This is a genomic window from Adonisia turfae CCMR0081, assembly GCF_011009555.1.
Classification (GTDB): Bacteria; Cyanobacteriota; Cyanobacteriia; order Phormidesmidales; family Phormidesmidaceae; genus Leptothoe; species Leptothoe turfae.
In genome coordinates this window covers 444,617-457,648 of record NZ_QXHD01000003.1, presented here as the reverse complement: position 1 = coordinate 457,648, position 13,032 = coordinate 444,617, and the positions used below count along the sequence as shown (strand labels likewise).

General features: G+C 50.0%; 12 protein-coding genes. 8 read left to right on the top strand and 4 right to left on the bottom strand.

The window, feature by feature from the left end; genetic code table 11:
• On the bottom strand, positions 1-1,444 hold a 1,444-nt coding region (locus DXZ20_RS02650; RefSeq protein WP_250565571.1), incomplete at its 3' end, for a leucyl aminopeptidase.
• Between the two features lie 273 nt (positions 1,445-1,717).
• On the opposite strand from DXZ20_RS02650, the gene DXZ20_RS02645 reads away from it, so the two are divergent.
• From DXZ20_RS02645 to tatC, 3 genes are all read left to right on the top strand, one after another.
• Positions 1,718-3,904: a lytic transglycosylase domain-containing protein gene (locus DXZ20_RS02645; protein WP_163696257.1), complete on the top strand. Its 2,187-nt coding sequence runs from the start codon at positions 1,718-1,720 to the stop codon at positions 3,902-3,904.
• Positions 3,905-4,199: 295 nt separating this feature from the next.
• Complete coding sequence (locus DXZ20_RS02640) at positions 4,200-5,480, top strand: RodZ domain-containing protein (protein WP_163696254.1); 1,281 nt, start codon at positions 4,200-4,202, stop codon at positions 5,478-5,480.
• 108 nt (positions 5,481-5,588) lie between these two features.
• Positions 5,589-6,350: a twin-arginine translocase subunit TatC gene (gene tatC, locus DXZ20_RS02635; RefSeq protein ID WP_163670630.1), complete on the top strand. Its 762-nt coding sequence runs from the start codon at positions 5,589-5,591 to the stop codon at positions 6,348-6,350.
• Positions 6,351-6,432: 82 nt separating this feature from the next.
• Here the strand turns inward: tatC and rsmG are convergent, their stop codons facing one another.
• Positions 6,433-7,185: a 16S rRNA (guanine(527)-N(7))-methyltransferase RsmG gene (gene rsmG / locus DXZ20_RS02630; RefSeq protein WP_163670632.1), complete on the bottom strand. Its 753-nt coding sequence runs from the start codon at positions 7,183-7,185 to the stop codon at positions 6,433-6,435.
• 61 nt (positions 7,186-7,246) lie between these two features.
• On the bottom strand, positions 7,247-7,897 hold the full coding sequence (locus DXZ20_RS02625) for an ABC transporter ATP-binding protein (protein ID WP_163671857.1): 651 nt from the start codon (positions 7,895-7,897) through the stop codon (positions 7,247-7,249).
• A gap of 123 nt (positions 7,898-8,020) precedes the next feature.
• Between DXZ20_RS02625 and DXZ20_RS02620 the strand changes: the two genes are divergently transcribed.
• Together DXZ20_RS02620 and DXZ20_RS02615 are read left to right on the top strand one after the other, a co-directional pair.
• Positions 8,021-8,473, top strand: coding sequence for a DUF3531 family protein (locus tag DXZ20_RS02620; protein ID WP_163696253.1), 453 nt, complete (start codon positions 8,021-8,023; stop codon positions 8,471-8,473).
• 30 nt (positions 8,474-8,503) lie between these two features.
• Positions 8,504-8,788 (top strand): hypothetical protein, encoded by a 285-nt coding sequence (locus DXZ20_RS02615; RefSeq protein WP_250565570.1) that lies wholly within the window; start codon positions 8,504-8,506, stop codon positions 8,786-8,788.
• 12 nt (positions 8,789-8,800) lie between these two features.
• Here the strand turns inward: DXZ20_RS02615 and DXZ20_RS02610 are convergent, their stop codons facing one another.
• A complete protein-coding gene (locus DXZ20_RS02610) occupies positions 8,801-9,391 on the bottom strand; it encodes a chromophore lyase CpcT/CpeT (protein WP_163670635.1) in 591 nt (196 codons plus the stop codon).
• A gap of 214 nt (positions 9,392-9,605) precedes the next feature.
• Between DXZ20_RS02610 and DXZ20_RS02605 the strand changes: the two genes are divergently transcribed.
• The 3 genes from DXZ20_RS02605 (at position 9,606) to DXZ20_RS02595 (ending at position 12,898) form a co-directional block, all read left to right on the top strand.
• Positions 9,606-10,163 (top strand): phycobiliprotein lyase, encoded by a 558-nt coding sequence (locus tag DXZ20_RS02605; RefSeq protein WP_163670637.1) that lies wholly within the window; start codon positions 9,606-9,608, stop codon positions 10,161-10,163.
• Positions 10,164-10,391: 228 nt separating this feature from the next.
• Positions 10,392-11,510 (top strand): SPFH domain-containing protein, encoded by a 1,119-nt coding sequence (locus DXZ20_RS02600; protein ID WP_163696249.1) that lies wholly within the window; start codon positions 10,392-10,394, stop codon positions 11,508-11,510.
• A gap of 242 nt (positions 11,511-11,752) precedes the next feature.
• A complete protein-coding gene (locus DXZ20_RS02595; protein ID WP_163696247.1) occupies positions 11,753-12,898 on the top strand; it encodes a TFIIB-type zinc ribbon-containing protein in 1,146 nt (381 codons plus the stop codon).
• The last annotated feature ends 134 nt before the right edge of the window (positions 12,899-13,032 follow it).

Genomic DNA, 13,032 nt, shown 5'->3' with positions numbered 1-13,032 from the left:
TGCGTACACCGTACCCTGTTGCACCAGGGTTATTGTACGCATTATCTTTTTCACTCCATACAGGGCCAGCAATATCCAAATGGGCCCATGCCGTATCCTTGACAAACTGCTTAAGGAACAGAGCTGCGGTAATAGAACCACCGGGGCGAGGGCCAGTATTTTTCATATCCGCCACAATTGACTTAAGCCCATCAAAATATTTCTCTTCCATGGGCATGCGCCAGAGTTTTTCACCCGCTTCTTCAGAAGCGTTAGCCAATGCTCCAGCGAGTTCATCATCCGGACTAAATAAACCGGCCAGGTCATTACCCAGGGCCACAATGCAAGCACCCGTCAAAGTGGCCAGGTCGACCATGGCATCTAAACCTAACTTATCGGCATAGACCAGGGCATCAGCCAGGGTCAGACGACCCTCAGCATCCGTGTTATTCACCTCAATGGTTTTGCCATTAGACGCCGTCAAAATATCGCCTGGATGCAGCGCATGACCGCTGATCATATTCTCAGTAGCGGCGCTAATAAAGTGCACTTCTACATCAGGTTTGATTTGGGCAATGGCTTTAGCAGCACCTAATACTGCGGCAGCACCACCCATATCCATTTTCATCAACTCGATCATGCTGCCTGCACCAGCCTTAATATTTAGACCACCGGAGTCAAAGGTCAGCCCCTTGCCGATCAGTGCTAATTTTCGCTTGGGTGTGCCTTCGGGGGTATAGGTTAAGTGAATAAACTTGGGCGGCATCTCCGACGCCATGGCTACCCCCAGGTAAGCGCCCATACCCAGATCTTCACACTCAGCCTGCTCTAACACCTTGAGCGTCAAACCATGCTCCTTAGCAATGTCAGCAGCAGTCTCGGCCATACTAGTCGGGGTCACTACATTAGGAGGAGCAGCCACTAGCTCACGGGCAAGGATCACACCGTCACATACATGGGCAGCTGTCTCCAAAGCAGCTTCGTAACCTACCAAATCTAGCAATGCAATATCGCTCAGCACTACCTTTGGAGCGTCGGTATCCGACTTAAACCGCTTATCCTCATGCATTGCCAACGTCACACCTTCAGCAATCGTCTGGGTCGTTCGCTCCGGACTGTTGTTCCAAATGGGGAAACTAATACCAAGGGATGCACACTTTTCACGCTTAGCTAACTTGGCAGCAGTAGCGGCAGCACGACGTAGACTTTCTAGCTTTAGATCTTCAGAAGCACCTAAACCAACAATGGCCAATTTACGCACGTCATTACCGACGCGGATCACAGCAGAACTACCGGCCTTTGCTTTAAAGTCTGTTTCGTCGATGAGCTCTTGAAGCAGCCCAGATACTCTCTCATTTAACTCAGATAGCAGCCCTGTCAGGGGCAATGACTCTTCAGATAAACCGACAACAAGGCAATCGCCTGACCACGTTAAACAAGACTTATCTGATGCTACAAACTTCATTCCCATCTCAGTGCTAATTCCCGTCTTAGTATCTAATGATTTCGGCGTGTTTATTGACTGAATATCATATATGGCTCTCTATCATGTTCATAGTTTTTTAGATAGAACATTTTGGGGCGATATTCGTTCACTTTGAGAGCACGGTAGCGCATCCTTGCACTTTCTAAACCGTATCCCCTTAAAACCTTGGGTATCTTCTACCAGAAACTCCCGTTCCTGGCTACAAAGAACTCTCTAGACTGTCTTCTGTACCTTTGATTGAGCTGATCCACCATGGGAAAACGTCTCATAGATTTTGGAAAAGAGCGATTACCCCTGTTGCTGTTGGGGGGAGTTAGTCTAGCAAGTTTAGCCCTAATTGTATTTTTTGGGCAGGCGACGAAACGATTGTTGCCGACTGAGCCAGCGACAGAATCTGCCCAGCTGCAACAGGCAGCCTCAGCCAAAACGTTTCAACTGGCATTGCAGCCAGCGGAAACGCGCCGTGATATGTTGCAGCAGGTGATTGACTCTGGGATAGATGGTGATGCCTATCTGGCTACCTATCTGCTGGCAACGGATTTATTGAATCAAGGGCAGGCGGCTGAAGCACTATCTACCCTGGGAGAGCTGGAAAAAAATAAGCAGTCTGCCCTGACTCCCTACGTGCTGCTAAAACGAGGACAGGCGCAGCTATTGACAGGGGAGTCGCCCACTAGTTGGAATGAGCTTTTGGGTAACTATGACACCCACAGTGCTACGGCTGAGGCTCGCTATGAGCTGGGTAAACAGGATCCCAATGAGTGGGAAGCATTGCTAGAAAAGCACCCCAGTCACCCACGAGCCGTCGAGGTAGCGCTAAAGAAGCTAAAAACTGGTACGTCCAAGGATTTGCTACTGCTGGTGGCAGCCCATGGTCTCTACCGTGAGGAGTATGAGGCCAGCCTTGACCGACTCACACAGGAATATGGCCAGGAACTAACACCTGAACAATGGCAAACCGTAGGGTTTGGCTATTGGGAAAATCTGCAATATGCCAAGGCTTCAGAAGCCTATGCTAAAGCGCCTGCATCACCTACCAGCTTATATCGGGCAGCTCGGGGGGCTCAGATTGCTCAGAAACGGGTGGTTGCGATCGCCAACTATCAAAAGCTTGCCAAAACCTTTCCCAATGCCCCTGAAACCGGTCTTGGACTCATCAAGCTCGCAGACTCTCTGCCCGATAAAGCAGCCCTTGCCCCGCTGGATCAGGCCATGAAAGCCTTCCCAGATCGAGCCGGCGAAGCACTACTCAAAAAAGCCAACATTCTAGACCAGCTGAATAGCCCTACGTCTGCCAAAGACGCCCGCACATCAGTGCTCAGCCAGTACAGCGACTCAGAAACTGCTGCCGAATTACGCCTCAGCCGTGCCCATAAGGCCGCCAAAGCCAATGACTCAGCCACGGCCCGTCAGCTGGCGGAAGAGTTGATTACGGCTAACCCCCAAAGTGAACTGGCTGCTGAAGCCAGCTTCTGGTCTGGGAAATGGGCTCAAAAATTAGGACAAGATAACCAGGCCCGACAGGCCTATAAACGCACCCTAGCCCAATATCCAGAATCCTATTTTGCCTGGCGTTCAGCCGTCATGCTGGGTTGGGATGTGGGGGATTTTAACAGCGTCCGTTCATTAAACCCTGAAGTCAGCCTGCCCCAACAACGAGAGCCCCTGCCTGCCGGCTCAGAAACATTGCAACTGCTATACCGCCTGGGGCAAGATGCCGCCGCCTGGAGCCTCTGGCAAACTGAATTTGAAAACGTCCAGGACCCAACGGTGGCAGAACAGTTCACCGACGGCGTTATGCGGGTGGGGGTGGGCGACAACCTCGACGGTATCTTTATGCTAACCAGTCTGGCCTGGCGTAATCAGGCCGATGAACAGACCGAGTATCAGCAGCTCAGGAATACATCCAACTACTGGCAAACGGTTTACCCCTTTCCGTTTTCTGACCTGATTCAAGCCTGGTCCCAGCAGCGTCAGCTGAACCCGTTACTGGTCACCGCCCTGATGCGCCAAGAATCTAGATTTGAGACCAACATCGAATCCGTCGCCGGGGCCATTGGCCTGATGCAGGTGCTCCCCAGCACCGCTGATTGGATTGTCAGTCAAATCGGCGAAAATAACAGCGACCTGGATACCCAACTCAAAACCCCTAGTGAAAATATCAAACTAGGCACCTGGTACCTGGACTACACCCATCGGGAATATAGCGATAATTCAATGTTTGCTGTGGCTAGCTATAACGCTGGCCCTGGCGCTGTGGCCGACTGGATTGCCAGAGGATATGGCGACCCCGATGTCTTTGTGGACAACATTCCATTTCCTGAAACCAAAGGCTACGTGGAAGCTGTGTTTGGCGGCTACTGGAACTATTTAAGACTGTATAATCCGGCTATTAGTCGTCAAATGGCGCAGCACACTGCTCAACAGGCTACGCCGTAGTCCAGACTACATTTGTCTAGATTCCATTCATCCAGACTACATTCGTATTGACAACCCTATGCGATTCGAACGGTTGACCATACAATAGGTCAGATAAATAGGGACAGACACCTAGATAACCAACGCTTGGGATCATGCATTAGTGTAAATGCGCAATTTTTATAGCCCATTCGTACTTGCACCGATACAATGCACCCTAGCTAGTGCAGTTAATCTGCCTGGCTCTTGTGGCCTAGGATAGTCCACTTCATTTGAGGCATCGGCTCTCATCGTTCATCACAATTAGCAGAGTAACGTGACTAGCTATAGCACCGTTCAAAAGCAGCAACTGAGTCAACTTGGCGCTTACCTGCAAGAAAAGCGCCAGGAGCAGGGAAAATCCTTGGAAGATATCTCCCTACAGACTTACATCCGTGCTCAATTGCTCAAAGCCGTAGAAACCGGTGATACCTCCGATTTACCTCAGCCAATTTTTGTTCAAGGCTTTATCCGTCGTTATGCAGATGCCTTAGGGTTAGACGGAACTAATTTTTCTAAGCAGTTTCCAGTTCACTCCATCCCTAATACCCCTCGGCCCGTCCCTCGGCCAGCGGCCCAGGTCGATATGTCTTATCAGAACATCGACCAAAAGCCACCAATTCCAGCAGCCAAAGAGCCTAGCCCAGAGATAGGCGCTCTACCGATTAAGAGTGAGCCCACTCCTGTGATGGGAAGTTTTGGGGTGCCAGAAAAAGCGACGTCTGCACAAGCCACTGCCGAGGAAATTGCCCCTGCTCAGCCTGTCACCAGTCCCCCTCCTGTCACCAGTCCCCCTAAGGATTTCACCTTAGATCCCGGCCCCTTAGATCCCGGTCCCATGGATGACAGCGAGCTAGCATCATTGGGGCTCAAGCACAATACCCTAGGCGATGGAATTGCGACTCAAGCTCAAGACTCTAAACCGCTGCAAAGTTCTCCATTTACTCCAACTCCAGAAGAGACAGATCCATCTCTATCGAAAGCAGCCCCTCCACCATCTCCCTCTGCACCAGAAGAGCTTGCATCAGTGGGCGCTATGCCGGTTGAGCCTGCTGAGCCCATAGCGTCTAGTCTGGTCAACGATACTACGTCTTCTGGCGTTAACTGGTTGCCCTTGGGGATCGGTGCGGCGGTGCTAGTGGGTGCGATCGCACTCATTGGACCCAGAATCATTGGCGGTGGTTCTAACCAACAGCCGGAAACAGCTGAAACAACCACCACTGAGCCAGAAATTATCGCCCAGACCGCTCCCGAAATTGAAGCTGTGCCAGACTCCGAGCCAGATCCCGAACCTGCAACGAGTGATGCCCCAGTTAATCTCCAGGTAGAAATCACTGAAGCAGGCCCTTCTTGGATGAGCATTGTGGTTGATGGCGAACTTGCTTTTGAAGGACTGATGGATCCTGGCACTAGCGAAACGTGGGAAGGCCAAACATCCATTACGATGAATGTCGGCAATGCTGGTGCAGCCCTCATCTCTGCCAACGGTAGCGAGCCCAAACCCGCTGGGAATCCGGGGGGCGCAGAGTTCTTAACCTTTGAGGTCGCAGCAGAATAACGTAGCAACCCTCTGTCGGTTAGCTTCCACGGGGGATTCCCACAGACGCAGTACAAGCACAGCGATACAATAGAAAACAATCTACATAAAGTACTGGCACTGTAGCCCATGACGTCCAACCTAGAGACGGTAGAGCCCACTGAGCAGATTGACCACCTCGACGAAATGCCTGACGAGGTAGAAATGTCCCTCTTCGACCACCTCGAAGAGCTGCGGATGCGCATTTTTTATTCGTTGATCAGTGTTTTGATCGGTGTTATCGGCTGTTTTTGTGTTGTTAACCGCATTGTCGAACTTCTAGAGATTCCCGCCCAGGGAGCTAAATTTCTACAGCTTTCCCCCGGTGAGTACTTCTTTGTCTCCATTAAGGTAGCTGGCTACAGCGGCATTTTAGTTGCTAGTCCCTTTATCCTTTATCAAATTGCCCTATTTGTCCTACCTGGACTGACCCGGCGAGAACGGCGGCTGGTAGGTCCTATCGTTCTAGGCTCTAGCGTTCTTTTTGTCGTCGGCATCTTTTTTGCCTACATTGCTCTAATTCCTGCCGCTCTAAACTTCTTTATTAACTACGGCGAGGGCGTTGTTGAACAGCTGTGGTCCATCGACCGTTACTTTGAGTTTGTGCTGCTGTTGCTCTTTAGTACTGGCTTAGCTTTCCAGATACCCGTAATCCAATTCATGTTGGGAGTCTTAGGAATTGTCAACTCTGCAACTATGCTCAAGGGTTGGCGTGCTGTTTTGTTGGGGGCCGTAGTGCTTGGGGCGGTTCTGACCCCCTCAACTGACCCCATTACTCAAAGCCTATTAGCCGGAGCGGTTCTATTTTTGTACTTTGGCGGCATTCTTGTGGTCAAAGCAATTGGTAAGTAGATAGGCAGTGGGCATGTTGCCCTGAACCTGTCTTTACCTAGTCATACTGGAGAGAGAGCTATAGGGTGGACAGATTGAAGGCCTATAGCGGCTGTTTTGCAGGCATTCCTACCTGTCTTGGAAAGTCTTTATCGGTCTTTTCAACCTTTTTTATATACAGGCAATGCCTCAGCCCTTGGGTAAGCGGTGTTTCCCATGGACAAATGGCTACTAGCTCACCACCAAGGGTGTCCAAAGCTCCCATGAATAGTTCCTCTTCTTCGGCAGTCCACTGACCACGAAATAGGACGGCAAACCCACTTTTTTTGAGCAGCGGCAACGCATATTCTGCACAGGTAGAGGCTGGACCAACTGCTCGCACCATTGCCAAATCGTACTGGGCACGATGATGCGGATCCCGTCCCACCGTTTCTGCTCGCTCGGTCAAAAAGGCTGTATTAGTTAACCCCAGTTGCTCACACAAAGTTTGCAGGAAGGCAATTTTTTTGCGGGTGGAGTCTAGAAGGGTGACTTGCCATCGGGGACGTGCGATCGCAACCGGCACTCCAGGAAATCCGCCCCCCGTACCAATGTCAATTATCCGCTTTACGGTCGGCAACCAGTCCGGCTTTTCAGGCTCATACCACGGGGCCAAAGCGCTGAGGGAATCCCACAAGTGTTTTTCCCAAAACTCGTCCGGCTCAGTAATTCGCGTCAGGTTCACCTGACGATTACCCTCAACAACGCCTCGATATAACTGATCAAACAAGGCCTGCTGTGCCTCAGAGGGCTGCCACTGCAATGTTTCCTGCCATATCTTATCGTTGCCGGGTAATGTGGCTACGGTTTCCGTCATTCCTAGATTCCCCTGATTCCCCTGATTCCCCTAATTTATTGGGTTTACCCAACCCAACGACTCACGCAACTGGAGCCGCCTCTAATGGCTGATTAACCAGCTCTCCATTGTGCAATGACCAGCAGTAATCTGCCAAATGGGCTAAATCACTAGCATCGTGGGACACCACCAGCAAACTCCAGTTTTTTTTGAGCTCTGCCAGTAAGCCAATGAGTTGCTGTTTCATCGACCAATCCAGCCCAGCCGTTGGCTCATCCAGCAACAGCAAATAGGGCTGTCGAATCAGCTGTACAGCTAAAGCCAAACGACGCTGCTGACCACCGCTGAGGGCATGGGGCGCAGTCTGCAACCCAATTTCACCAAGACCGACTGAATCCAGGGTCTTGGCAACGGGTTCAGACCCGAGTTCAGGATGACCAATGCGCAACTCTTCCAGGATGGTGTGCCCACAAAAATGACGCTCTGGAAACTGAAACACTAAACCGGCCAACTGTTGCAGTGTTTCCGGCTGAAGTTCCTGATTGCGCCAATGCAGCGTGCCCTTAGACGGAGACACCAATCCCGCTAAAATTTCCAATAACGTGCTCTTTCCCGAACCACTTGGCCCCACGATCAGCCCCATTTTTTGGGGTTCTAGAGTAAATGAAATATGCTTCAGAATAGGCGCTACACTAGCCGCCGGATGGTAGGAAACATTATCAAGGGTGAGCATTAGGGCAACAAGAAAGGCCATCTCACACTATAGCCAATGTTTCCCCCTCGCAGGGATTTAGGAAAAACGTAGAGGTTCAAAGAGCTTGCTATTCTATATACCTAGAATCATGAAACTGACGCTATGGAAATTCGCTTTCGCGAGTGCGACTTCTTCAATTTGTGGATTTGGCTAGAGCTCGACAATGTTCCCTCCGCCATGGAACAACAGTATATCGAAGAAATTTTTGACTCATGGTTTTTCCTGGGCAAATTAGGTGGCTTTAATGCTGAAAACTTGCAAGTTCAAGATGGTGGCCACGAAATCAGCTACATGGACTACGACAACGATGGTGCTGAAAACAGCCTAATGTCGGTTATGCACAATATGTCTGAAGTCCAATTCGAAGGCACCTGGGCTCGCTGCTGGTTTGATCTTGGCACCACGGATGCCATTGCCGTGGATGTGTTGATCAATACGCTAAAGCAGTTCAACAAAGACTATATCGCGATCAAACGCGTCTACATCGGCGGTGAAAACGAAGACTGGCCTATCCCCCGTGATCAACATGCTGACTTTGTCGATGCAATGCATTAAATCGATACTGGGTAGGCTTCACCAGTCATAATGACAGTGCCCTCTCAAAGAACATCTATCATGGACAATGCAGCCCAGCGTCAAGCTAGCCTAGAATCCCCGGTCTTTAGCCAGTTCAACCAATGGCTCACCAAACGTATTCGCGATCTCAGCGTGGATGCTCTGTCCTCCAAAGCATTTACCTGTACGGCCTGTGGTGAAATTGAGGGTGAATACATTGTGGACTATGAAGGCAAAACCTATCGATTTGACACGGCTACAACCTACGCTTTTCTGGAATTTATCTTGGCTAAACAACCCACTACAGTGAAGTAGGGCGACCTCTTCCTAAACCACTACTTCATTAGCAAATCGCTGGCGTTTCTCAAATTCAAAGGGTCCGGCAATGGAGCCCCACAGTAACTCATCGGTCTCTGGGTCACGACCTCGATCGTAGCTGATGAGCTTATCGTCAGTAATCTCAAATTCATTATCTAGATAGCTAGTCTTGCCCTGGCGGACGACTATGCAATTTTTGCCTGGCACGACTTTACCAATAAAGCTATGGCCGGTCCAGCGTACAGTCATGTCACAACCTGTCATTTTTTCAAGCTGGTCCGCCGTTAATGTAGCCAATTTCACCAGGTCTCGCCCTGCCCCGATAACAGCCTCCTGATCTTTGAAGGAATAATTTTCAAGCAAAATGTGATCGTCCTGCGGTAGGAAACGCAGCACTCGCACCCGGTAAGGTTGCCCCAACATGAAGTCGTATGCTTGCTCAAGATACAAGCAATTCCCTGACAAAAAGTTTGATGGCAACGGGCGCATACACACCCGAATATGGGCAAAAAAGGGAGGATTTTCAATTGCTTGGGCCTGGTTACTAAAATCAGCAGCCATCCACTTGAGCAAGGTACAAATATCGGTTGGGTGAGACATATAAGCAGGGATTAGTAGCTGAATTCTCTAACGAAGAGGCGTCAGCACGGACAACAGAGACAAGTCACATACCCATGGCTCAGTTTTCTGGTCAGATGACGTATGACATCCAGAGAACATCCAGACTACCAAGCATAAGGATTCTCTCAGGCTAAGCATTGATTCGACTTTGCCATTTATTATGAAAAGATAAAATCCTCTTAAGAGCAACCCCATGGAGCTTCGCTCAGTTTTTCATACATTTTTTGACCACTGTGTTGGTAGTTGGTCCACAGAGCGTACTTATCACTATCTCACTCAAAACGAAGTAGAGCGTTCCCACACTGACTTTCAAGTATCGCCAATCACGTCAGAGATTAAGACTAAGGTGCTGTCTGACAATGCCTACAGTGACGTTAAGGATCTAGATGCGTTACCGGGCTTTCGCCTTGCTTTTAATACGGTGTCGGAAAAAGGCGAAAAGGTTTCTCAAAGTCTGAATTTGCTCTTTGTCACCCACACGGAAACTGGTCATATTTTAGAGGGCGACTATCTTCGCGATCGCGCCTATGAAGAAGCCCGTCCTATCATCTCCCACTTTCGGTTCGACACCAACACAAACGAACTGTTGATGACCACCAATTACACTCGGGTGGTTTCAGTCGACTCCATTACCCTAATCAATCCCCAAACTCGGATTCGACGCATTCTCAACTACCTGCGACCACCGACAGGTCAACCCCTGGAAACATTGGGCTTAGTAGGTTTCGGCGTTGAACAAAAGGGGGCTTAAAGCACGTAGATAGAAATCAGGCTATGGGATCCAGATGTGAACTTTATTCTCGATCCCATAGCCTGCCCTCAAAACTGCCCTCAAAACCCACTGCTCTGGTGACTTACGGAACCGGAACAAATGAAGGTGTATTGATTTCTATAACAGTTAAACAAAATTACCCAAGCTACCGGGAAAGCTGGGGTAACTCTTATAGAACAGATACATCTTCGCTACGGAGAGCGCACAGTGGGCTTATTTGAGAAAGTTCGGGCCGAGTTTATTGACATTATCGAATGGCTCGATCCATCGCAAGACACTATTGCCTATCGCTTTGAACGGTTTCAGAATGAAATCAAAATGGGGGCGCAGCTGATAGTCCGTCCCGGTCAAGTTGCGATTCTAGTGGGCGAAGGCCAGGTCGCCGATATCTATGAGCCGGGCCGCTACCGCCTAGAAACCCAGAATATGCCCGTCCTAACGACACTGATGGGCTGGAAATACGGCTTTAACTCTCCATTTAAAGCTGAGGTTTATTTTTTTAATAGCAAGATTTTTACCAACCTAAAATGGGGTACAGCTAATCCCATTACTATCCGTGATCCCGAGTTGGGGCCAGTGCGTCTGAGAGCCTATGGTACCTATACGATGCGGGTCAATAATGCTCGCACATTGCTAGAGCAGCTGATCAGCACCGATGGCCTCTTCCAAACTGACGAAATCAGCGATCATTTACGCAACATGATCGTGTCAGCCTTTGCTAGTTGGGTCGGTCAGGATCAAACACCGTTATTTGACCTGGCCGCCAACTATCAGGCCATGGGCGAACAAGTGCGCGCAGCTATGCAGCCCAATATGGAGCAGTTTGGCTTAGAGTTACGCCAGTTACTCATCGAGAATATTTCACTCCCCCCCGAAGTCGAAGCTGCCCTTGATAAGCGCGCCTCCATCGGTATTTTGGGCAACATGCAGCAATATACCCAATACCAGGCCGCTAATGCCATCGAGCAATCGGCTAAAAATCCGGCTGGAGCTAGCCCTGGCCTTGACCTCGGTGTCGGCATCGCCATGGGTCAGCAGATTGCCAATGCCATGAATCCAAGAGCTACAGCTGCACCAACTGCACCGGCCCCCGCTGCACCACCGGCCCCCGCTGCACCACCGCCACCCATGCCAACCGCTGTTTGGTATATCACCCGAGACGGTCAAAATTTTGGTCCTTATGCCCAAGACCAGCTACTGGCCAATGGATTAACGGCTCAGTCCAATGTGTGGAAACAGGGCATGGCTGGCTGGCAAATGGCCAATACGGTACCTGAGTTACAAGCATTGTTGAGCAGTGTGCCACCACCGCCACCGGGGGCTTAGCCTCACCCCATAAGCCCTCTCCTGGGACCCTTACAGATTCTTAACAGGCAAAAAATTCTCTCCATGAAGCGAACATTGCTTCCAAGGAATAGCTTGGATCGACACGTGATCGACATTGAGCAATAACGGCTGAGCACACCCCCCTGCACTCTCCCAGGAGGAGAATTTGTTAGCAAATTTCTTACTAGATAACTTCACGAAAGCGTTTTCCCAATTCCCTACTCCCTATTCGCCACTTCCCAATGGAGCCCACAACCTCCGTTAACCAATATAAATGCCCTGGCTGCAAGGCAGACATGGCTTTTGACCCCAATCTTGGGCAACTTCAATGTCCCTACTGCGGTCGCGCCGAAGCGATGCCAGAGGTAACGGCTACGAAGCTCAGTGCCACATTACAAGAACATGACTTAGCGGCATTCATTGAAACAAACCGCACGCACATTGCCCAGTTAGCAACCACAGCCCAGGAAGTTAATTGTCCGGGCTGCCGAGCCACCATTACCTTTGAACCACCTGATGTGGCGGGGAAATGTCCCTTCTGTGCCACCAGCATTGTTACCCAGAAGAGTCATGCGGCTGATCCCACCCTGGCTCCATCGGGTTTGGTGCCCTTTACCGTGGGACGCAAGGTGGCCCTAAAAAACCTACGAGACTGGCTAGCGTTTCGTTGGGATTGGAAAGACCTGAAGGCCATATTCTTGCCTGGAAAGCTCAAGGAGCTAGCTCAAAATAAAGCGTTAACCGGCGTTTATCTACCGTTTTGGACCTATGATGCCCAAACAAACAGCCGCTATCGGGGTGAACGGGGCGAGCATTACTACGAAACCGAGACTTATACGACGACCAACGCTGACGGTGAGTCAGAAACTAAAACTCGCCAAGTTCAACATACCCGCTGGTATTCAGCCTCAGGGCGTGTGTCTAGATTTTTTGATGATGTGTTGGTGCCAGCCACTAAAGCCATTAGCGACAAAAAACTGCGGAAACTATGGCCCACCCTGGCAGTATCCCAACTCAAGCCCTACAGCGCTGAGTACCTGGCAGGCTTTAAGGCACAGCGGTATGCAATTCCAGTAAAAGAAGGGTTTGAGCTCGCTAAGGCGATCATGACAGAGCCTATCCGCAGTGATATCCGCTCTGATATTGGTGGCGATGAACAACGCATTCATTCAGTATCGACGGACTACTCTCAAGAAACGTTTAAACACATTTTGCTACCCGTGTGGATGGCCAGCTATCGCTATGGGGGGAAAACCTATCAGGTGTTGATCAATGCCCAAACAGGCAACGTGATGGGCGATCGTCCTATAGCAACATGGAAAGTGGCACTAGTGATCGCGATCGCAATCCTGATTCTCATAATCGTTCTTGTGGCCGCCAACGGATAACCGACCATTGAACCGAATCAATGGTTCATAACAAACATCTCTAACCCTTGACTTAAGTATTATCCAAGTTTTTTCAAACACCCATTGCCGATTCAAAAAATAGTGTTTAACATTTAGTTACAAGGTGTAACCCA

Coding starts and splice junctions, on each gene's coding strand:
- DXZ20_RS02625 (WP_163671857.1), bottom strand. CDS start 7,897: ATGCTCACCCTTGATAATGTTTCCTACCATCCGGCGGCTAGTGTAGCG.
- tatC (WP_163670630.1), top strand. CDS start 5,589: ATGACGTCCAACCTAGAGACGGTAGAGCCCACTGAGCAGATTGACCAC.
- DXZ20_RS02605 (WP_163670637.1), top strand. CDS start 9,606: ATGGAGCTTCGCTCAGTTTTTCATACATTTTTTGACCACTGTGTTGGT.
- DXZ20_RS02595 (WP_163696247.1), top strand. CDS start 11,753: ATGGAGCCCACAACCTCCGTTAACCAATATAAATGCCCTGGCTGCAAG.
- DXZ20_RS02610 (WP_163670635.1), bottom strand. CDS start 9,391: ATGTCTCACCCAACCGATATTTGTACCTTGCTCAAGTGGATGGCTGCT.
- DXZ20_RS02615 (WP_250565570.1), top strand. CDS start 8,504: ATGACAGTGCCCTCTCAAAGAACATCTATCATGGACAATGCAGCCCAG.
- DXZ20_RS02645 (WP_163696257.1), top strand. CDS start 1,718: ATGGGAAAACGTCTCATAGATTTTGGAAAAGAGCGATTACCCCTGTTG.
- DXZ20_RS02620 (WP_163696253.1), top strand. CDS start 8,021: ATGGAAATTCGCTTTCGCGAGTGCGACTTCTTCAATTTGTGGATTTGG.
- rsmG (WP_163670632.1), bottom strand. CDS start 7,185: ATGACGGAAACCGTAGCCACATTACCCGGCAACGATAAGATATGGCAG.